18 protein-coding genes are annotated in these 20,059 nt (G+C 67.2%); 10 read left to right on the forward strand and 8 right to left on the reverse strand.

Annotation, left to right across the window (positions count from 1 at the left end):
- Positions 1-217 precede the first annotated feature (217 nt).
- The 3 genes from AC1DW8_RS03425 to AC1DW8_RS03435 form a co-directional block, all read right to left on the reverse strand.
- Complete coding sequence (locus AC1DW8_RS03425; protein ID WP_478091868.1) at positions 218-1,588, reverse strand: geranylgeranyl reductase family protein; 1,371 nt, start codon at positions 1,586-1,588, stop codon at positions 218-220.
- 147 nt (positions 1,589-1,735) lie between these two features.
- Positions 1,736-2,488 (reverse strand): AraC family transcriptional regulator, encoded by a 753-nt coding sequence (locus AC1DW8_RS03430; RefSeq protein ID WP_478091870.1) that lies wholly within the window; start codon positions 2,486-2,488, stop codon positions 1,736-1,738.
- Positions 2,489-2,529: 41 nt separating this feature from the next.
- A complete protein-coding gene (locus AC1DW8_RS03435; protein WP_478091872.1) occupies positions 2,530-2,832 on the reverse strand; it encodes a putative quinol monooxygenase in 303 nt (100 codons plus the stop codon).
- 263 nt (positions 2,833-3,095) lie between these two features.
- Between AC1DW8_RS03435 and AC1DW8_RS03440 the strand changes: the two genes are divergently transcribed.
- Positions 3,096-3,749, forward strand: a complete 654-nt coding sequence (locus AC1DW8_RS03440) for a nucleotidyltransferase domain-containing protein (protein WP_478091874.1) — start codon at positions 3,096-3,098, stop codon at positions 3,747-3,749.
- 1,011 nt (positions 3,750-4,760) lie between these two features.
- Here the strand turns inward: AC1DW8_RS03440 and AC1DW8_RS03445 are convergent.
- The 3 genes from AC1DW8_RS03445 to AC1DW8_RS03455 all read right to left on the reverse strand — a co-directional run bounded on the left by AC1DW8_RS03445 (position 4,761) and on the right by AC1DW8_RS03455 (position 7,080).
- Entirely contained in the window at positions 4,761-5,114 is a 354-nt protein-coding gene (locus tag AC1DW8_RS03445) for an N-acetyltransferase family protein (RefSeq protein WP_478092585.1), read from the reverse strand.
- A 571-nt stretch (positions 5,115-5,685) separates the two neighbouring features.
- Positions 5,686-6,084, reverse strand: coding sequence for a methyltransferase family protein (locus tag AC1DW8_RS03450; protein WP_478091876.1), 399 nt, complete (start codon positions 6,082-6,084; stop codon positions 5,686-5,688).
- Between the two features lie 285 nt (positions 6,085-6,369).
- A complete protein-coding gene (locus AC1DW8_RS03455) occupies positions 6,370-7,080 on the reverse strand; it encodes a uracil-DNA glycosylase (protein ID WP_478091878.1) in 711 nt (236 codons plus the stop codon).
- A 537-nt stretch (positions 7,081-7,617) separates the two neighbouring features.
- On the opposite strand from AC1DW8_RS03455, the gene AC1DW8_RS03460 reads away from it, so the two are divergent.
- The 3 genes from AC1DW8_RS03460 (at position 7,618) to AC1DW8_RS03470 (ending at position 10,785) form a co-directional block, all read left to right on the forward strand.
- Positions 7,618-8,589 carry a TolB family protein gene (locus AC1DW8_RS03460; protein WP_478091880.1) on the forward strand — a complete coding sequence of 324 codons (972 nt, stop codon included), beginning with the start codon at positions 7,618-7,620 and terminating at the stop codon, positions 8,587-8,589.
- A gap of 561 nt (positions 8,590-9,150) precedes the next feature.
- A complete protein-coding gene (locus AC1DW8_RS03465) occupies positions 9,151-10,161 on the forward strand; it encodes a DUF4037 domain-containing protein (protein ID WP_478091882.1) in 1,011 nt (336 codons plus the stop codon).
- A gap of 276 nt (positions 10,162-10,437) precedes the next feature.
- Positions 10,438-10,785, forward strand: a complete 348-nt coding sequence (locus AC1DW8_RS03470) for a hypothetical protein (RefSeq protein ID WP_478091884.1) — start codon at positions 10,438-10,440, stop codon at positions 10,783-10,785.
- 658 nt (positions 10,786-11,443) lie between these two features.
- Here the strand turns inward: AC1DW8_RS03470 and AC1DW8_RS03475 are convergent.
- Positions 11,444-12,502, reverse strand: coding sequence for a TRAP transporter substrate-binding protein (locus AC1DW8_RS03475; RefSeq protein WP_478091886.1), 1,059 nt, complete (start codon positions 12,500-12,502; stop codon positions 11,444-11,446).
- Positions 12,484-12,942: a hypothetical protein gene (locus tag AC1DW8_RS03480; RefSeq protein ID WP_478091888.1), complete on the reverse strand. Its 459-nt coding sequence runs from the start codon at positions 12,940-12,942 to the stop codon at positions 12,484-12,486. The genes AC1DW8_RS03475 and AC1DW8_RS03480 overlap by 19 nt, the downstream gene beginning before the upstream one ends.
- A gap of 139 nt (positions 12,943-13,081) precedes the next feature.
- On the opposite strand from AC1DW8_RS03480, the gene AC1DW8_RS03485 reads away from it, so the two are divergent.
- The 6 genes from AC1DW8_RS03485 (at position 13,082) to AC1DW8_RS03510 (ending at position 20,042) form a co-directional block, all read left to right on the forward strand.
- Positions 13,082-13,453, forward strand: a complete 372-nt coding sequence (locus AC1DW8_RS03485) for a response regulator (RefSeq protein WP_478091890.1) — start codon at positions 13,082-13,084, stop codon at positions 13,451-13,453.
- Positions 13,450-14,817 (forward strand): sensor histidine kinase, encoded by a 1,368-nt coding sequence (locus AC1DW8_RS03490; RefSeq protein ID WP_478091893.1) that lies wholly within the window; start codon positions 13,450-13,452, stop codon positions 14,815-14,817. The genes AC1DW8_RS03485 and AC1DW8_RS03490 overlap by 4 nt, the downstream gene beginning before the upstream one ends.
- Positions 14,814-16,469, forward strand: a complete 1,656-nt coding sequence (locus AC1DW8_RS03495; protein ID WP_478091894.1) for a histidine kinase — start codon at positions 14,814-14,816, stop codon at positions 16,467-16,469. The genes AC1DW8_RS03490 and AC1DW8_RS03495 overlap by 4 nt, the downstream gene beginning before the upstream one ends.
- Positions 16,454-17,113, forward strand: coding sequence for a LuxR C-terminal-related transcriptional regulator (locus AC1DW8_RS03500; RefSeq protein WP_478091896.1), 660 nt, complete (start codon positions 16,454-16,456; stop codon positions 17,111-17,113). The genes AC1DW8_RS03495 and AC1DW8_RS03500 overlap by 16 nt, the downstream gene beginning before the upstream one ends.
- A gap of 319 nt (positions 17,114-17,432) precedes the next feature.
- A complete protein-coding gene (locus AC1DW8_RS03505) occupies positions 17,433-18,500 on the forward strand; it encodes an IS110 family RNA-guided transposase (protein ID WP_478091898.1) in 1,068 nt (355 codons plus the stop codon).
- A 336-nt stretch (positions 18,501-18,836) separates the two neighbouring features.
- Complete coding sequence (locus AC1DW8_RS03510; protein WP_478091900.1) at positions 18,837-20,042, forward strand: hypothetical protein; 1,206 nt, start codon at positions 18,837-18,839, stop codon at positions 20,040-20,042.
- Positions 20,043-20,059: the final 17 nt, after the last annotated feature.

The raw sequence follows: 20,059 nt of genomic DNA on the forward strand, positions 1-20,059 counted from the left end.
GGACGTTCAGTACGTTCCATCTTCTTCCGACGAGCGAGCGAGGCGCATGTCGGACGCTCAACAGGCTCGGACAGCCGGACTTAGACCCGACGAGCCACGGCTCGGATCGGCACCTTCAGGATGCGCGACCCGCGGCGGAAGGACACTGCCGCTTCGCGGCGGTTTGACGCGCTCAATCCTTGACAAACGTCGGACGCCAGGGCTCTGTCGGTCGACGTTACTCACGTCCGTGCCGAACCAGGCCTCGAAGGATTCGAGGCGTGAGCCGGCCGGGACCCAGTGCCAGCTCTACGAGGTCATCGAAGACCTTTTGGTCGGCCGCGGACGCGCGGAGCCCGGCTGAAAGGACCAAGGGCTTTGAGACCATGCGGCCGGCGATAGCCGTGCTGACGAGGTTGGCTCGCAGGAGGCGACGCACTCCTTCACGGTGAGCGGTGCCAGGATCAGCGGGCTGCCCTTCTGCGGGTGAAGTCGCCCGGAGGGCGGCCACCCGACCGGCGCAGGCACCGGTGGCGACTGCGTAGTAGATGCCCTCTCCGCTCAGCGGGTTGATCAGCCCGGCAGCATCACCCGCAAGGAGTATTCGACCGGCAGGTTGGTGCCACCGCGCCGTCGACAGGGGCAGGTGGTGCCCGAGCCAGGAGTGCGCTGCAGAGGTCGACCCTGGAAGAAGGTCCTCTACCCGCTGCACCATGAGCGCATGCGACGGTGTGGACAACCGGTCGGACAGTACCTCGCCGTAGCCGATGTTCGACCATCCGTCGCCCCGGTCGAAGGCCCATGCATACGAGGGTTGGCGGTCCTGCCCGAAGCGAATTACCTGACGACCCGTACGCGAGCGAGGAGTTGGCGCATAGGCCCGGAGTCCCAATGCCATTCGTGGGGGCAGTCCCAGTCCGATGCTCAGGCGGACCCCTGAGCGGGCACCGTCGGCGGCCACGACGACTCGAGCGCGGATCGTCCCGTCGAGCAGTACCCCTTCTGGACTCGTTTCCACGGTGCGCACGCGGTGCCGGCGTAGGATCCCACCGGCACCGACTGCGGCGTCGACGAGGCGGGCGTCGAATTGGGCGCGGGGAACCACCAGTGCAGGTCGACGCATCCGACGGGTCACGCCTTGGGCGCCCATCGACAGTTCCAGCGTTTCAACCGCACGGTGATGGTGCTGAAGTTCCCGCACGGTCTCGTTGGCTCCCAGGGAGCGCAGTACGTCGAAAACGTGGGGTGCTATCCCATCGCCGCACGACTTGTCCCTCGGAAAGTCGGAGCGGTCAAGCAGCAACACCCGAGCGTCCGGCCTTTCGTGCAGTGCACTCAGCGCTGCTGAGCTTCCGGCCGGTCCCGCTCCGACGACGACCACGTCCCAGATGTCATCGGAGGTCATAGTCCGAGCGCCCCCTCCCGTCGTAGTCCCAAATTCTCGTGAGCCGCTCTGGAAGGTCGGCGACGAGGAGACTGTCGAGGACAGCACGCAGGGCCGGACGCAGGGTCGCGGGGACGGACGGCATCTGTCGAGTGAACCACTAGCGCCATCTCCCACCTGACGCGGCGGATAGACACAGGTCTGCCGCGCCGCGGCTCGCGGCATGGTCCGTGGATGGGGATGTCGTCGTGCGACGCGCCGGAGGGTGCGACCCGGCCGACGGTGAGGTTGCGGAACGTTGTCCTCGGCATGGGTGTGGAACGGAGTCTTGGTGCCTGGGGTGGGTCTGAGCCGGATGCGCCGGGACCGTGTTCAGCGGGTGAAGGTGGCGCGATAGCCCGATGGCGTCACTGTGGTCAGCTCGCGGAAGGCGGCATTGAACGCCGACAGCGAGCCGTAGCCCACCTCGTGGGCGATCCTCGTGATCGGCGCGTCGTCGGCCGCGAGCAGCTCCACGGCCCGCAGCACCCGCATCCGGCGCAGGGTGGCGCGCCAGGTCATCCCGACCTCGGCCTCGAACCGACGGGCCAGCGAGCGCGGGACCAGCCCGACCGCGGCCGCGACCTCCTCGAACCGGATGTCGTCGCCGAGCCGTTCCTCGGTGAGCTGCAACGCGGTCCGTACCTCGGCGGAGCGTCCCGCTGGCATGACCACGGGGCTGGGGCGCTCGGCTAGCCGCCAAGCGACCGCGGCCAGCGCGGCAAAGATAGCTCGGGCGTACGAGGGCAGTGGCTCCTCCGCCTCCTGCCACGCGCCGCACTCGCTGACGAGCGCGCGAGCAAGTGGGTCGAGGTCGAAGACCGTCAGGTGCTGCTGCGGCGGCGGCACAAAGTCGACGTGGAAGAGCACCGACGCGGTCTTAGCCGGCTGCGGGATCGCGATCGTGGCCGGCCGCCCGGCTCGTAGGAGCGCAGCCCGGGCCGGGGGGAGCAGCCAGCGCTGGCCCTCGGCCTCGAGGCGCAGCGCTCCCATGGAGGCGCAGAGCAGGTAATGACGGTCGACGACCAGCTCGGTCGGCCCGGTCGGCCCGAAGGACCGGGTGAACGCGAAGGCCTCGCGGGTCACGAGTGGACTCCCACGCACCGATCGTAGGGACGCCGCTCCGGTCAGGCGACGGCCTCGACGAGTTCCGCGCGGAATCGGCGGCTCACCGGCCCGCCGGTCACCATGGGTCGCAGCACGGCGTTGGACCGGGCGAACGCGTCGGAGGCGAGGTAGGCGGCGAACGAGCTCTGATCGGTCCACTCGTGCACGACCGTCACGGTGCGTTCGTCCTCACGTGAGGCGTACACGCGAAAAGCGAGGTTGCCCGGCATCGAGCGGACGCGCGCCCGCTCGCCCTCAAGCTGGGCCAGAGCGCGGGCGCGGTCGTCGGCTACGGTCTCGAAATCGAGAATGGCGATGAACACAATGTCTCCTGAATCTGGAAGGTGGTGGATGACTTCTCCAGCCTCCCCGGAGTCCTCGCGTGGCGCCTCCGTCCACCGGACGCGTTCACGCGTCCAGCGGACGCCGCCACAGCCGTGCCGGGAATGCCGACGCCAAGAGGGTCGACAGGCGGCGGTTAGACGCCCCGCGGCCTTCTCCCTGAACGAGCGGATCGCGGCATGGGCAGGGACGCTAAGTCATCTCTGCGGTAGGTCCGCGCTTTAGGTATGGAAGGGTGCTTGAGGTGTGCGAACGAGCGCCGGTTGAGCGGTCTGAGGAGGAGGAAGCGCGGGAGGCCGCCTTTCTGGATCTCTACGGTGCTTGGCGTCCGATGGAGCCCAGCGAGTTCGCCGAGGAGATGAGCGGATTCGACCGGCCGTGGTGGGTCGTCGGCGGCTGGGCCATCGAAGCCGCCACCGGATACCGACGCGAGCACGAAGACACCGATGTCTCGATGCTGGTGTGCGACGTGCCCGCGTTCGTCGAGTTTATGAAGGGGCGGTGGCACGTTTGGAACAACGTCGGTGGGGTCCTGCACCCTCTGGGCGACCGTTGGGCCACCGTCGATGAGCCGGCAAGCCAGCTCTGGCTGCGTTCGGATGCCGCCTCGCCGTGGATCGTCGACATTCCCCTGACTCCGGACGCCGACGGGCTTTGGACGAACAAGTTCCTTCCCGGGCATGTCGCCCCCGTCGAGGAGGTCACGTGGCTTGGCAGTGACGGCATTCGGTATCTGCTCCCAGAGATCGTTCTTGTCTTCAAGGCCCGACTGGGTCGCGCGAAGGATGAGCCCGACTTCGAGGCCACCCTCCCTACCCTCACCCGGCAGCAGCGAGCCTGGATGCGAGAAGCTCTCGCAGCCGTTGTGCCGCACCACCATTGGCTGGGCCGGCTGTGATCACGTCCGGGGATGACGCTGCCAAAGTGGGTGAAGTTCACCCACCTATCAAGCATGTGGGTGAGCGGGACACGCCCGGCAGGCGGCGGAAGGACGCACGTCTCGCAAGACAACAGGGCAGTGTGTCTTGGCCTGCGTCGGCCCGCCCTGGCAAACGTCATTGGTCCTTGGCGTAGCCCCTGACTGGGGGGATAGGGCACCTCTGCGGACCCATCCAGATGCTGGCGCTGAGCGGAGGCCCTTGGATGGCACCGTTCTCGGTCATAGCGCCAGGCAGCAGCTCGTCCTGGTGAGCTCCTCATAGGGTCGAATGTCACAGCTGTGGTGAACCATTGGGGCGTGCGACGATTTCTCAAACCATTCTGGGCGCTGACCACCGGACGCGTGGTCAGGGCGATCACCATCGTTGGCCTATTGCTCTGGCTCTTGATGATGCTGGCCGTAATGACCATGAACTTGGTCGACCAAGCCCCCGGCACGTGGTTGTGGCTGGCACCCGCTGGGCTCTCGATCGGGCCTGTGCTGGTCATGGTGCTTAGCGTGGGCTGGGTTAGACGAGAGTGGTCTCCCGCTATCCGTCGTGCACTTGCCGCCGGTGCATTCATAGGCGCGGCGGGATTGAGTCTGTGGGCCGCCTACCAGGACCGGGTCGTCGGAATCCTCGGAGCGCTGTGCGGCGTCGGCTGGCATATGGCAACTGGAGCAGTGGCGACTCCGCGATGCCGCCAAGGACCGTGACGAACAGCAGCGCTTGGCGCGGCAGCGCCACGAAGAGCTCCTGCGCGAAATTCGCCGTAGTCGTGCCTGCGAACGGCGCGTTGCGGGATATCGGCGGCACGGGGCCCATCGATTAGGCGCGGGCCAGGTGAGCTCGAGATCGGATGCAGAAGAGGCCGGGCGGCACCGGCTCGAACATGTGCCGCGCTTTGGGCCCTAGCGGCGAAAGGACGCAACCACTTGGCGGTGGTGCGGGATGTCGGACATCGCTGTCGTGAGGGCGGCGACGTCGGCCTATCGCACCATGCGTATCTCGACCAGCCCGTCGAGATCTGGATCGACCTGCTCGGTCCCGTCTGCTGTGAATCCGTTCTTCTCGTAGAACCGTCGAGCCCGCGCGTTGTCCTTGGCCACCCACAGTTGTGCAGGCCGCTCGCTGAGAGCCTGGTCAAGGAGAGCTTGACCGACACCGTGGCCATAGCAGCTGGACAGCACGTAGAGCGCATACAGCTGCTCATCGCGCTCCGGCGGGTGCCCTTGGTGGTCGGAGGCCGGACCGTTTAAGGCGAACCCCACGATTCGGCCTTCGCGCCGGGCGACACGGACCGGCTCCCCGGCATCCTCCTCTGAGAGCAGACCCGACCACATCACCTGCCGACTCCCGCGCGCGGCGTCATCGTAGAAATTCTCTGGGAGCAGCTCTCCCTAGGCTTCCCGCCACGCCTGAACGTGGACTGAGGCCAGTTCCACAGCGTCAGCGAGGTGCGGCACCACCACCTCAAAGTCTGTCGACACGGCCACTCACATCCTCATCGGAGACCCACGACATGCGTGCCTCCGACAGCGCAGAACACTATCCCCAGTTCCGCACCGCATCGATGCCGAAAAGACCGTATCGCGGCGCCTTGATGGCTGCCCCGCGCTGGTGGATCGGCGGCGCGACGCAGTTGGCGGCGGTCCGAGCAGTTGCAGGCAGCGCATCTGGGGGCGCAGTTGTTTGGCGACCTTACAGACATTAGAAGATCGCCAGCTCTACCGAGCCCTACACGCCGTGTCAGGATCCGGATCCATTACCAGCCAGCCACCCGCGACTGACTCGCCCGCCGCAGTGCAGATGGAACGACCACCCGAGAGATCAAACCATGCCTTGCCCGCTACCTGTACCGCCTGCTTGAACGGCGCAGCTGCTGGTTGACGACCATAGGAGCGTCGCGAGCCGTTACATGACAGTTGTCGCCCTCTGTGGAGTGGGTGGCCAGGTGAAAGATCTCCGGTCGATCCATCGGGGCGTCGTCGACTGGTAGGCCTCGTATGCTTCCCCGAACCTTTCCAGGAGTGCCGTTTCCTCCGCTTGGATCTGGCCGCGGTCGATGAAGACGACGAAGCCGACCAATGGAAGGAGCGCCGTCCATGAGCCTCGCCACACGGCGTGCGCCAGCAGCAGTCCCGCCATGCCGACGTACATGGGGTTGCGGCTGACTGAGTTGGCACCGCCGGTGATCAGCACCGATGCCCGATCCGGTTGAAACGGCTCGAGGGTAGTGCCGCTTCGACGGAAGCGGCTCGCGGCTGCGCCGGCCATAGAGAAGGACACCAGCGAGATGGTCAGCGAGGCCACAGTGCGCGCCTTGGTCGGCGGGCAGGTTCCGTCCGAGAGCGCACGCTGGACCAAGGCTGCGCCCAGGGCCGCTGCTGGGGGAGGGATGCGTGGCACCTTATCTACCCTGCGCCTCCCGGCCGACTTTGTCGAGAAGCCAAACACGAGACGTGGATCGGCCAGACAGCGGAGCTAGGCACCCTGCTCGACCTGGGCTGATCCTGAGCGAGCGTCTAGAACTCGTCGTCCGTCTGGCGGCGAATAGACGCGACTGCGGAGACGGGGCCGGCGGCTTGCTTGCCCCTGTCAATTCGCGGTTGGTAGGTCCCAGGCGACGGGCTCGAGTTTGTGTCGTCGTAGGAAGTCATTTGCCTCGGTGAACGGGAAACAATCGATGAACCGCCGCTCTCTCGTCTTGCCCCAGACAGCTGGATGGGCGGATCGAATCACCGTGTGTGGTGGCTCGTTGATCGGGATCGACGTTGCCTTGCGGATGGCTTTTGATCCCCACAAGAGGAACGCGACATGGTCGCAATCTTCGTTAAGGACCTGCAGAACGAGATCGGTGAAATGCTCCCATCGCCGAGCGTGTGACCCGGGGTGGCCGTCCTCGACTGTGAGCGCCGTGTTGAGGAGGAGCACGCCGTTCTTTGCCCACGCGGACAGGTCTCCGTGAAGTGGTCGCTCGATCTGAATCGCTGGGTCGTCCTGAAGATTCGTATAGATGGTCCTGAGCGATCGGGGGATCGCCTCCTCCTCCGGGACGGAGAAGGCGAGTCCGTTGGCCTGTCCGGGGCGCGGGTAGGGGTCCTGCCCCAGGATCGCTACTCGAACGTCCTTCAATCTGGTCAGGTGGAACGCTCGGAACACGTCGGAGCGCGCTGGGTAGACCGCCACGGGACTCTGGTCATAGGTGTCAGCCACGAGCGCGTCGAGAACCTCTTGGTCGAGCCCGCGTTTGGCCAGCGCGGCGGCCCAGTCCTTGGGGAGCTTGGACGCGTCCGACCGGGTGGTCATGAGTTCCTCCTTGGGCTGAACCCGCCTTGGCGGAATGGCGGTCTCTCCCCATGCTCCTCCGCGTGAGCTGGCGATGAGCGCGCGGGTGCATGATGTCACCCCGACGGCAGGGCGACAGGTGGCGGAAAGGGCTACCTCCTCTCGCGTGCAGACGGCTCATGCCTGCGTCGATTCCATGGAGCTCGCACGCTTGTGGTCCGGTCGCCGGGGTCTTGTCCAGGCTGAGCAGTTCTGCGGGCCATCGTTCTCCACCCCTTTGCGGATCCGGCCACGAAAGAGAGCGAGGTGACGTCGCCTGCTAAGTCGGTTGACCTCCGCGGCGTTCGGAGGCTCTCAACGACGCGTGCAACTGAGGTGTCCCCAGAGCTGGGTTCCGTCTGGGTTAAATGGCGGGCGCCATTCTTGGCTGCCGTCAAGAACTGGCCGCGCTGGAGGCTGGACACACCAGTCGTGCGCGAGGAGTATCGGTCCCAAGCGTCCGGAGCTCAGACTTTCTTCAGTTCGGATGACCGTTCGGGAATCCTCAGGAGAGACGTCATGGCTCGTCGTGTCATTCGCTTGGCGCTCGCATTAGCCCTCGTCGCAGTTGGTTCGCTGCTTTTCGGACTACCAACAGATGCCAATCCGCAGAAAACCGACATGGTGGCATTTATGCGGCCGGATGCGGATGGGCACTGGCAGATTTGGGTTGCAGACTCAGACCTCAGCGCCGCCAGGCAGCTAACGTTTGAGAATGCCAACAGCGGATGGCCGGTCTGGTCTCCGAACGGCCAGAAGATCGCGTTTGACAGCGACCGCAGCGATCCGAACCCGGCAGACGAGTCGTTCATCAACGACGTCTTCACGATGAACGCTGATGGGACTTCAGTGACCAACCTGACCAAATCACAGGGCGGGGTGAGCGGGGACCCGGGGTGGTCTCGGGATGGCTCGCTCATCGCCTTCGAGTCGGACGGCGACGGCTACCCGCATGGGCAGGGAATCTATGTCATGCGACCAGATGGCAGTGATATCCGTCGGGTCACGTCGTTGCCGGCCGATGCCTCCTACGACCACGCTCCACGGTTCTCCCCCGACGGTAGCCGACTGGTGTTCACGCGAGACGCGGACGGGTCGGCACTCTTCACGACCGATTTGAAGGGACACACCGCGCAGATCACCTCATTCGCCATCGGCGCAGGTGACGCCGTCTGGTCACCCGAGGGAGGACGGATCGTTTTCGAGGCGTACCCCGACCCGACGAGTCGTGGCGATGTATACGTCGTCAACTCGAACGGAAAGCGTCTGCGCAATCTCACCCAAAACATTCCCGGAGACGGTTCGGCGGACCCAGTCTGGTCACCAGACGGTAGCAAAATCATGTTCCTGCAAGGCCGTCACCTTCAGCAGCAGAACCGTGTTCTGGGGCTGGCCGTCATGAGTCCCGACGGTTCCAATCGCCACTTCATCGAGGACAATCCGATCGAAAGTCACCAGCCGGACTGGGTTCGGGCGAGAATCACGAGATAGGCGCCAAGGCGCGCATGCATGCGGGATTAGGAGCAGCGGCGGACGCCGACTGCGTGGTGTGGGCCCGCGCGGCTTCGAGAAGACGCCGCCACGCTGGCATGCCGGCGGAAAGACCCCAAATGTGGCTACCTCTCCTCGCCTCGGCGCCAGCGACGGAGCGGAGTGGAAGGGGCGCTTGCCACCGGTGTGGGAACCGTTCGTCGCCTTCAACCTGGGTCCCCTCTGGGTTCAACGAGGACACAGGAGAGGCGATCTTCCAGGCCGACGAGGCATCGCCTTCGATGAGCCATTCGAGTTCGGTGCAGCCCGTTTCCGCGACCCTTGACAGCCATTGGCGGTGGCTCACCCGACTGTCTCCTCGGTCAATGCACGCGACTCGGCGAACCCTGTGGCGAGATCCGGCGGCTGCCGCGCCGCGATGTGAAGCAAATCCGATCCGCGTGACCAGCGGCTTTCGCGTACCAGCCGCTTATCAGCGCCCCGCGGCACTCTCCGCCGCCTCGGAGCAACACCGACTGGTGAATGGGTCCACACTGAGGTCTCGAGTAGGGGGTTGGTCGCATGTCGACGTTTGTTACGGGGGCCGAGCTGAGTCGGCGGTTGTACCACGAGGTCGTGCGGCCCCTTCTGAGCGCCAGGTTCCCTGACCTGCCGCACTCTGCGGCGCTGCTCGGCCGCGGGTCGGAGGTGCTCGGCTTCGACGACCAGATGTCGACCGACCACGACTGGAAGCCGCGTGCCCTGGTCTTCCTCGCCGAGGAGGACGAGCCGCGCCATGGCGCCGCGGTCCGGGAGGCGCTGCAGCGGGATCTGGCGAAGACCTTCGCCGGCCGCCCGATCGGCTACGAGGTCCACACCGTCCGCGGTTATGTCCGGCAGCAGCTGGAGCTGGACATCGCCCGCGACATTGAGCCGCGCGACTGGCTGACACTGCCCGAGCACGGGCTGCGGATGTTCACCTCGGGGGTTGTCTTTCACGACGAGGTCGGCCTGCAGGCGGCGCGGGACCGCCTGGCCTACTATCCCCGCGACGTCTGGCTGTATATGCTGCTCGCCGGCTGGTGGCGCGTCCACCCCGAGATGAATCTGGTCGGCAGATCAGGCGCCGCGGGCGACGAGCTGGGCTCCTGGGTGATCGGGTCGCGTCTTGTCTCGGATCTCATGCGGCTCGGCTTCCTGATGGAACGACAGTACGCGCCGTATTCGAAATGGTTCGGAACGGCCTTCTCCCGCCTTGGGTGTGGCTCGGAGATGAGGCCCATCCTGTGGAACGTCGCGCGCGCCGAGGCTTGGCAGGACCGCGAAGCGGCGCTGATGACGGCATACGAGAGGCTGGCCGCGATGCACGACGCGCTCGGCCTGACCGCTCCGGTGACGACCAAGGTCGTGCAGCTGTGGGACCGACCCTTCAAGGTCGCCTGGGCCGACATCCCGGACCTGCTCCTCCCTTTGATCGAGGACCCGGCGGTCGTGAGCATTGCGCAGAGATGGCCCGTCGGACCCGTGGACCAGTTCCGCGAGCTGATCTGGACACCGAAGAACCGGCTCATACTGTTGCGCCTCTTCGACTGAAGCGGCGCCCACTGATATCAGCTCCCCCACAAGGACCGGCGCCAGGGTCAGCGCCGAGACTTCCCGGGCGCACTCGATGTTCCGGTTCATCGGCAGGTGCGGGAGATCGGGTCAGAGCGACAGGCGGCGAAAGGACGCATCAGTCTTACGCGAAGGAGCCGAGATGATGCGCTCGGACGATGGCGCGCCTGGTTTCACCGTTTAGGACGCATATGGGCGGCTTTCCAGTTGAATGATCCTTCGCACCTAACCCGCAGTCGATCACGGAGGAGACATATGTCTGACATCGGAGGCGGGAACGCCGTGAAACATCCCAGCTCGATGACCGCACACTGGCCTGGCCTGCTCGTGCAAGTCGGTCTATCGAGCTCGCGGATGCTCGGTTGGGGCATGTTTATGGGCTTTCTCGGGGCGCTCGTGGCCGGAGTCTCGATCGCTGCGCACGCTGCGGCGGTGTCCGTGCTGGCCGCCATTGCTGCCTTGGCAGGCTGGATCTGTGTCGCCGTTGGGGTCACGAGACTTGCGGCGAAGGCGGATAGCGCCTACGCCCTATGGGTGCGAACTCAGTACCGTCAGCACCTGCGCGAGAATCCTGAGGCGGTGCTCTCACCCAAGTCGAATTAGTTAGGAACTCTGGCTGGTCCGTCGACTGGCTGTTCGCCCCCTTCCGTGTCGAGGCGAGGCAATCTGGTGGTCGAAACTGCTTAGACGCGGGCTCGGCGGGGGCCCGGATCGCGGCGGATAGACGCACCTCCGGAAACGCCCGGATCGCGGCAGCTGAGGAAGCCACTGCCCGCCATGATCGTTGGCTTGAGAAGGTGGCCGGCGCAAGGCTATGTGAGCCCCACGATCAAACGGGTGGCCACTCGACCTGATACTCGCAACCATCAGGACCCAGTTCCCATTCGCTGACGTGACCCGGCTAGAGGGGACTCACCCGGCCGATGATGAAAACGTCTACTGGATCCAGGTCGGGCGGGCAGACGTTCGAATCGACACCGGCCCGCGCGGTTCCGCGCCGTTTACCATCGAAGGCTCACAAGCCGGGGAATGCCTCGACACGGAAGATCCCGTAGCAGCCAGTCGACATGTCCGGGCACTTCTCGAAGCAGAAGGCTGACGCATCCTCGGGCGGCTTGTTGATCCGCAGCCTGTGTCACTGTGACCCGCCGGTTGCCAACGACACGTTCACCAGGCACGGACATGACGAAGCAGAGGCGCCGTCAGGACTCATTCGTCCGGACGGCGCCTCACCCTGGCTCTTGGCAGGAACTACTACATATCAGTTGCAGGTCGCTGGTGCCGGATCGGCCGGCAGTGTGGCCCGCAGCTCCTCCACCGTCCGCACGAGCGGGCCGGTGTTCGGGTCTTTCGCCAGATCCGCAAAAACCGGCTGCAAGGCCCTGCGCAGGGCGGTCAGCTGCTCGGGTGTCGCGAGCGCGAGCTCGACGCCCTGGTTGCACAGGACCTGGATCGCCTCGGACTCGATGGTGACGGGGTCGAACTCCGCGACAGCCTTGCCCGCGGCCTCTTGGATCCACTGGCGCTGTTGCTTGGTCAGCTTGCTCACGGCGCCTGGGTTGCCGATGAGGACGGTGGTGGCCGCACCGAAGGGCACGTTGAGAGTCACATGATTCGCACGGCCGGCGAAGTCGTTGATCGGGTAGCCGGTCAGGGTGAACGGGAATCCGTCGAGTCGACCGGCTGCGATGAGCTCGTCTCGGTTTGGGCCGAAGGCCGTCACCGGTGTGAAGCCGAGAGCGGTCCCTACCTCATGGCCCACTACCGCTCCAAATGTGGCCCCCCGGTAGTCGGCTGGGCCGCGGAATGCCCGCCTGACCCCGACCGGCCGTTGGAAGAGGTTCGCCATGACGGCGATACCCGAGACGTCCTCGAGCTGCTGCAGCTGCTGCTTGGTGGCGTCGGCGGCGACGATCGCCTTCAGCACGGTGTAGCTGTCGATCAGCATCGGGGTGTTGAGCGCCTCGAGGCCGGGCGCCCCGCTGCTGGCGGTGGGCACGTAGCCCAGGTCTGCGTCCCCGGCAGCCACCTGTCGCATCACGACCTGGTCGCGGTCCGGTGCGAAGTGGCCCACCTCGAACCGGCCCTCAACTCGCAGCTGGCCGTGGGAAAGCTCCGGGACGAGTGCGAGGAAGCGCTCAATGGTCGGGTGGTACTGGAGGCTGGCATCGCCGCTGGCCAGGGTGAGCACGACCGGCGCGGGCGGCCCACCCGCCTTGCCGGGTTCGCCATTACAGCCGGCAATAGCGGTGCAGATCAGCGCGAGCAGGGCGGCTGCACTGGCCCGGCATCGGGCCCGCCTCACGGGAGCCGTGTCCATGGCTTCATCACCAACGGAGTCGGGCCGATCGCGCCGTCAAGGCGGGTCAGGGTGAGGGTGTCCCCGACGAGCTGGTAAGCCGTCGTGAACGTGTTGCCTGCGAGGTCGCCGGCGGTGAAGGCCAGGGCGAGCCGGCCGTCCTTCGTGGTGTAGGTGCCGCTGCTGGTCGAGTTTGCGATCCTGTTGACCTGGTCCCAGCGCGCTTTGCCGTCGTTGAGCACCAGTGTCATGGTCCCCCAGTTCCCGTCGTTGACCTCACCCTGGTCCATTAGAAGCGGTGACTTCTCCAGTTCGGTACGGGTGCTTTCGTAGCGGTACGTGCCCTCGATCGTGCCAGCCGCCCTTGTGGCAGCGGCCGGCTCCATATCGCTGCTGCCGCAACCTCCCAGCAGCACGGTTGCGACCAGGAGGAAGCCGGCCGCGGTTGTCAGTCTCTTCATCGTTCCTGCTCCTTTCGGGATGCTCGCAACGCTAGGAATCTCGAGGCCTGCCGCCATCGTGGCCGACCCGCGACTCCGGCCGACGGGGATTGTGGTTTTCCACCATCACGGCATGGGCGTCCGGTGCGACGATCAGGGCGTGCCCGAGGTCGCGCCGTGTGTCCTGGTGGTCGACGACCACGCGGCCTTTCGTGCGGCCGCGCGCGCGCTGCTGGAGGCCGAGGGGTTCGCAGTCGTCGGCGAGGCAGCGACCGGCGCCGACGCGGTGGCGGAGGCCATCCGGCTGCGCCCCGACGTGGTGCTCCTCGACGTGCAGCTGCCCGACTCCGATGGCTTCGCCGTGGCCGAGGACCTGGCGCTGTTGGCCCCGGTGTCAACTGTCGTGCTGGTCTCCAGCCGCCGCGCGCGGACCTACGGCGACCGCGTGGCCAGCTCGGCCGCGGTCGGCTTCCTGGCCAAGGGTGAGCTGACGGGGCCGAGTCTCCGGGACCTACTTGGGCAGCGTCGATGAGGCGCCTCGCCAGTGTCCTTCTGGTCGCCGGGGCCGTGGGGCTCGCGGTGGCCGCCGAGCTCGCCGTCTTTCGCGTCAACCAGGCAGAGGAGTGGCTGCCAGACCTCGTCGTCGGGCTCGCCTGGCTGGCCGTCGGAGTGGGGCTCTGGAGCCGGACCCGGGCCGCTGGGGTGCTGAGCCTGGGCGTCGCGGTGGCATGGTTCATCGGCGGGCTCGTACCGGGCGCCGCGGTCTGGCACCGTGCCGTGCTTCTGGGCCTGCTGCTCGCTGCCCCGGGCTGGCTTCCGCGAAGCCGAATGGGCCGGATCCTGCTCGTGATCGGCTGCGCGTCAGTGCTGGTACCGGCGCCCTGGGGCGACGAACGGGTCAATGTCCTGGCGGCCGTCGTGGTCGTTGCCGGCGTCGCGATCGAGCGCCGCTCCGCCGGGCGCCTGCGCCGTCCGATGGTCGCCGCGGCCGCGGTGGTGGCGGTGTCAGTGACGGGCGGGGCCTTAGTGCGCAGCGTGGTGCCCGGCTTGGCGGGGGTGCTGCCTGCGATGCTCGCCTACGAAGGCGCGCTCGTAGTTGCGTCCGGACTGGTGTGGCTGGCTCTGGCCCGATACACGCAGCAGGTCACTGATCTGGTGGTGGAACTGGGTCCGGCCCCTGCCCGGCAGGTGGTCGCGGATCTCTTGGGCGACCCTGACGACGAGGTGCTGAAGGAGGCGCTCGCCGTGGCGGACCGGCTGCACGCCCACCATGCAGAGCTTCAGCGTGTGGTGGCCGACCGGGTCGCCGAGGTGGCTGCGTCGCGGCGCCGGCTGGTGGTCGCCGCGGACGAGGAACGCGCAGCGCTGGAGCATCGCCTCGAACGGGGGCCGGAGCGTCGGCTGCAGCGCATCACCGGGTTGCTCGACGGCCTGGACGGTGGGCACGTCGCGGTCGCGCGCTCGCATGCCCGAGCGAGCGTCGCCGAGCTACGGACGCTCGCCGGCGGCCTGCACCCGCGCCAGCTAGCCGATGGCTTGGCCCCCGCGCTGCAAGCTCTCGCAGCGACCAGTCCGGTGCCGGTCACGGTCGACGTACCGGACGCGCGGGCTGCTCCCGAGGTCGAGGTGGCGGCATACTTCATCTGCTCCGAGGCGCTCAGCAACGCGGTGAAGCACGCCGCCGCGCACAGCGTCGCCGTCTCCGCACGGATCGACGGGCCCGACCTTGTCATGGTTGTGAGCGACGATGGGCGAGGTGGCGCCGACCCAGCCGGCAGCGGCCTACTGGGGCTACGCGACCGGGTCGAGGCTCTCGACGGCCGGCTCGCGATCAGCTCGGATCCAGTCAATGGCACGTGTCTGGAGCTCAGGCTGCCGACCGGAGCGGCGCGATGAGGACCCGCATCGTCGTGGCGGCGCTGCTCGGCCTGACGGCCCTGGCCGCAGTCGTGGCGGTGCTGTCGATTCCCGGCCGGTTCAGTCCTCAGACCACCTACGTCCAGGCGTCGCAATGGGGTGCCCTGGGGTACACCGCGGGGCTGCTACCCGTCGCCGCAGGGCTGGCCTACTGGCTGCTGCGGCCGGGCCCGGTCGGTCCGCTAGCCGCGCTGGCCGGCCTCGCTTGGCTCGCCCCCGTGTGGCTGACACCCGGCCACGACGACCTGCTCGTGTCCTCGGCCCGGTTGCTGCCCCCGCTGCTGCCCGCTGCGCTGCTGCACGTGGCGATCGGCGTGCGCGAGCCGGGGCGGATCGGCCGCGCCGTGATCATTGCCGGATGGGCGACAGGGATCGGCGTCAGCATTGGCCGGGCCCTGTTCCGGGACCCCTTCCTCATGCGCGACTGCTGGGAGAACTGCGGACAAGGCACCAACGTGTTCCTGGTACGGCACCTGCCGGGCCTGGTCGCCATATCCGATCAGGTGCACCAGCTGGCGCCCGCCGTCATGGCCGTCGTCGCCGCAGTGTTCCTAGGCTGGCGCACCCGTGGTCCCGCGCTCGCGGTGGGGATCGCCTGCTGCGCAGCGCTGGCCGGGCAGACGTGGTACGGACTGTTGCTGCGCACCGGCACGCCCGAGGAGCCGACGGGGGCCTGGTGGGCCGCCTTCGTGGCTCGGGCCGCCGCCCTCACCCTGGTGGCAGTGGCGCTCGCGACCGACGTCGCGGTCGGAGAGGTACAACGCGGACGCTCCCGGCAGCTCCTGAGCGACCTGCTCGCCAGCGGCGGCTCCCTGCGCGAGTCTCTGATGCGCCGGCTCGACGACCCCACCGTGCAGGTCGCGTACTGGCTCCCCGGGACCGGCCGGTTCGTCGACGAGCGCGGTCGCGAAGTGCCTGAGCCTGCTGGCCCCATCCGGACCACCGTCGTGCGCGGGGGTGAGACGGTCGCCGTCATCACACACCACTCCACCGAAGAGCCACTGGACGCGGTGGTGGGCCCCGCGGCCCGGCTCGCGATCGACAACGAGCGGCTCCAGGCCGAGGTGCTCGCCCGGCTCCGGGACCTCCGGGCGTCCCGGGCTCGCGTCGTCACCGCCGCTGACGCCACCCGCCGAAGCCTCGAGCGGGACCTGCATGACGGAGCCCAGCAGCTGCTGCTCGCGCTGACGTTCGAGCTGCGCCTGGCTTTTGCGGCGGCGCCGGGGGACATTCGAGTCGCCGCGGCGCTCGACGAGGCGGTCGCGGCCCTGTCGGAGCTGCGGGAGCTGGCGCACGGGATCTTCCCGGCGATCCTCGACGAGGCCGGCCTCGGCGACGCGCTCGAGGGCCTCATCGACACCGCCGCGGTGCCCGTCCTGCTGGCGCCGGTCCCGCCGATCGATGACCCGGCGGTCCGGGCCGCGGCGTATGCCGTCGTGGCCGGCGCCGTCAGCCAAGCCCAGGGCGGGCTGGCTGTGTCGATCAGCAACGGGGCGGGACTGCGGGTTCTTGTAACGGGAGCGGCCGCCGGCGACTACATTCAGGTGGCGGACCGGGTCGGCGCCCTCGGCGGTGACCTGCAGTTGCGACCCGGAGAGATCGAGGCGGTGATCCCGTGCGCGTCGTCGTAGCCGACGACACCGCCCTCACCCGGGCCGGCATCATCGCCATGTTACGCACAGTCCACGTTGACGTCGTAGGGGAGGCAGACGACGCCGCCTCGCTCCACCGTGAGATCGCGCTGTCGGATCCCGACCTTGTGGTCGTGGACATCCGGATGCCACCGACACACACCGACGAGGGCCTCGTCGCCGCCGAGCGGATCCTTCAGGAGCATCCACAGGTCGGCGTGCTGGTGTTGTCGCAGTACATCGAGCCGGCCTACGCAATGCGGCTGCTCCAGGAGCGCCCCGAACGGGTCGGCTATCTGCTCAAGGAGCGGGTCTACGACGCGGCGGTCCTACTCGACGCGCTGCGACGGCTGCAGGACGGCGAGACCGTCGTCGACCCTACTATCGTTCACCGGTTGCTCGGCCGTCGACGCCCCGCCGACCCGCTGGAAAGCCTCAGCGACCGCGAGCGGGATGTTCTCGCTCTGGCAGCCGAGGGGTTTTCCAATAGTGCCATCGCGGAACGGCTGTTCATCACGCCGCGGACCGTCGAGGCGCACCTGACCAGCATCTTCGCCAAGCTGAACATCACGGCCGAGGCTCACGGCAACCGCCGAGTGCTGGCGACGCTGACATTCCTACGCTCGCCCGGGGACCCCGCCTAGCCGGACACCCCCTATCTCGGCGGAGCGACGCTGCGTCCACGAGGGCGCTACCCGGCGCAGTGACTGTGAGGATCGCGTTCGCAGCCTGATGGTGCTGGCTGTGGTTGGTGACCACGAGTGTGACCCACGGAGTGACTGGCCTCGTGCCCTGCTGCGACTTGTCCGTTCGTGGTCGCCGGCCCCGGCCCGGTTGGGAGGAGCTGGCCTGATCAGGAGCTTGACCGCGTGGCGTTAGCAGCGCCTGGCGTGTCTCATCACAGTCCTGCCGAGCCTCCGTCCCGGACCGGAACCACGTCCCATCCGGCGAAGGAGAGAACGCATGGCCAGTCTGACCGATCTGCGTGAGGTGGTCGATGTCGTCATCGGCGTCGACACCCACGTCCACACTCACTCCGCGGCCGTGGTCGACACCGCGACCGGTGGTCTCCTCGACGAGATCACGGTCGAGGCGACAACCGAGGGCTATGCCGAGCTGGTGGAGTTCGCCAACAACCACGCGACGTTGCGGGCCTGGGCGGTCGAGGGTACCGGCGGCCACGGCGCCGGTCTGAGTCGTCACCTGCTGCAGGCCTGCGAGATCGTCATCGAGTTGGACCGCCCGAAGCGGGCTGCGCGCCGCAACGGGGCGAAGTCAGATCCGCTCGATGCGATCCGGGCCGCGCGTGAAGCACTGGCTCGACCCCAGCTGGGGACTCCCCGCAGTGGCGCCGAACGCCGAGCACTGTCAGTGCTTCTGACTGCTCGCCGCTCCGCGATCAATGCCTCCACCGAGGCTCAGCTGCAGGTCTTCAGCCTGGTCATCGCCGCGCCCGAGCCGATCCGAGCCCGGTTCCGCGGCCAGAAGGGTGCCGCGATGCTCAACACGGCCGCGAACCTGCGCGTGCACTCCTGCTGGGACATCGAGACGACCAGCACCGTGGTGGCGTTGCGGGCGTTGGCGCGTCGCGCGCACGCGATGCTCAAAGAGGCACGTGAACACCAGAAGGCCATCGGGAGCATCATCCGCAGCTGGCGACCCGACCTGCTCGAGCAGTTTGGGGTCGGTCCGATCGTGGCTGCGACGGTGTTGTGCGCGTGGTCCCACCCCGGTCGCGTGCACTCTGAGGCGGCGTTCGCGATGCTCGCCGGCGTGGCACCGATCCCGGCGAACAGTGGACAGGTCACCACCCGGTATCGGCTCAACCGTTACGGCGATCGCCAGCTCAACCGAGCCCTGCACACCGTGGTCCGGATCCGGATCCGGATCCAGTACCAGCCAGCCACCCGCGACTACGTCGCCCGCCGCAGTGCGGAAGGAAAGACCAGCCGAGAGATCAAACGCTGCCTTGCCCGCTACATCGCCCGCGACCTCTACCGCCTACTTGAAAACGGCGCCGCAGCTGCTTGACGAACCATAGGAGCGTCGCACCGGCAGAACAGGTCAGCGGTCTGCGCACCCGCGGCCAATTTGTGGCGGGGTCTCGGCAACCGGACCCACCGGGCGGCGAGTTCACGGGAGCCGGAGGCGGTGTACCGCGACGATCAGGGGCGCGAGTTCGCCACAGGACCGCCTTTCCTGCGCGGAAGCCGTATGCGCCCTCCACGCGACCCAAAGGAACCCCCTCGTAGTGCCTGAGCGACCTTCGCGGGGAGCCCGGTCCTGACAGCGACAGTCAGGGACTTCTGGAACGAGCTGTCGTGGGCTCCGGGTACCTTGAGCGCCGAGCCGTGAAAGGGACTGACATTGGGTGATGAAATCGAGCTGGTCAGCGATGGAGACGGGCTGGTGGTCGTCGGCGACCAGTCAGCTGTTGAGCGTTTCCTGATCCAGACGGGGCTGCTGCCTGACGCCAGCCGCATCTCCTTGGCGAGGCTCAGAAGGGTGATGCGGACCGGAGGCGAACTCGCCGAGATCGCGTCACAGATTGCCGAGAGGTCAGCCTTCTACCTGAAGCTCACGCCTGAGTCGGTCGAGCGCATCAAAGAAGCCGGCGGGCTGATGAAGACTGATACCGAGGGCATCAGCCACATCATGCTCGGTGTACCCGGAAGGATCGGCGGGTGGCTGCAGACCGAGGACGGCCCCGTCGCACTGCTGACGAACCCCGCGGTGCTATCGGGTCTCGGCGGTCTCATGACCCAGCTCGCCCAGCAGGCCGAAGCCAACGACCTCAGAGCGCTCCTGGTCCGGATGGACGAGAAGCTCGACGACGTCCGTCGGGCCCAGCGCGACGCGGTGCTCGCCAAGCTGCACGGCGCTGCTGCGACGATCGAGGAAGCGATGATCCTGCGCGAGCGAGGCGGCGATCCGGAGACCCTGTGGTCGAAGGTCAGCGCGACGAGCGAGACGGTGCACGAGGTGCAACGCGCGGCGCTCCTCGCGCTCGGCGCTCTCGCCGAGAAGGTCGAGGGCAAGCGCAAGACCGGGGAGTTGAGGAAGACGACGCAGGAGATCGAGCAGCAGGTCGCGGTCCAGCTCGCGATCCTCGGCCGCTGCTTCGAACTCCAGGACCAGTTCGCGATCATTGAGCTCGACTACGTGCTCGCGACGGCCCCGCAGCACCTGGATGGCCACCGTCTGGGGCTGGCGGATACCCGCCGTCAGCGCCGGGAGGCGGTACTCGAGCGGACGACGAACTTGATGAAGCACTTGGATGCCGCTGGAGGAATCGTCAACGAGAGCATCCTCCTCCATGTGAGGGCCGCACGCGCGGTCGTCGACAACCTCAACACCACCGCAGCTGCGATCGAGGACTTCCACGAACCGTTGGGCATCGAACCCAGTCGGGAAGAGCTCGACGTCGTCCCATGGAGTGAGGCGATCCGCGACCCGCAGCAGTTGAAACGCGCCGGCGCTGAGGCAGGAAAGGCGGCTTTGGTCGCGGGCGCCGTTGTGGGGATCGGCCTCAGAGCGGTGGGCGCAAGGAACGGTTCGACCGGAAAGGTGTGAGTACAGGGGGCAGCGAT

The sequence above is a fragment of the Terrabacter sp. P2_E3 genome (assembly GCF_056403915.1).

Excerpts from the sequence above, each read along its gene's own strand:
- AC1DW8_RS03425 (WP_478091868.1), bottom strand. The coding sequence starts at position 1,588 with ATGCCGCGAGCCGCGGCGCGGCAGACCTGTGTCTATCCGCCGCGTCAG.
- AC1DW8_RS03445 (WP_478092585.1), bottom strand. The coding sequence starts at position 5,114 with ATGTGGTCGGGTCTGCTCTCAGAGGAGGATGCCGGGGAGCCGGTCCGT.
- AC1DW8_RS03455 (WP_478091878.1), bottom strand. The coding sequence starts at position 7,080 with ATGACCACCCGGTCGGACGCGTCCAAGCTCCCCAAGGACTGGGCCGCC.
- AC1DW8_RS03460 (WP_478091880.1), top strand. The coding sequence starts at position 7,618 with ATGGCTCGTCGTGTCATTCGCTTGGCGCTCGCATTAGCCCTCGTCGCA.
- AC1DW8_RS03465 (WP_478091882.1), top strand. The coding sequence starts at position 9,151 with ATGTCGACGTTTGTTACGGGGGCCGAGCTGAGTCGGCGGTTGTACCAC.
- AC1DW8_RS03470 (WP_478091884.1), top strand. The coding sequence starts at position 10,438 with ATGTCTGACATCGGAGGCGGGAACGCCGTGAAACATCCCAGCTCGATG.
- AC1DW8_RS03475 (WP_478091886.1), bottom strand. The coding sequence starts at position 12,502 with ATGGACACGGCTCCCGTGAGGCGGGCCCGATGCCGGGCCAGTGCAGCC.
- AC1DW8_RS03480 (WP_478091888.1), bottom strand. The coding sequence starts at position 12,942 with ATGAAGAGACTGACAACCGCGGCCGGCTTCCTCCTGGTCGCAACCGTG.
- AC1DW8_RS03490 (WP_478091893.1), top strand. The coding sequence starts at position 13,450 with ATGAGGCGCCTCGCCAGTGTCCTTCTGGTCGCCGGGGCCGTGGGGCTC.
- AC1DW8_RS03495 (WP_478091894.1), top strand. The coding sequence starts at position 14,814 with ATGAGGACCCGCATCGTCGTGGCGGCGCTGCTCGGCCTGACGGCCCTG.
- AC1DW8_RS03505 (WP_478091898.1), top strand. The coding sequence starts at position 17,433 with ATGGCCAGTCTGACCGATCTGCGTGAGGTGGTCGATGTCGTCATCGGC.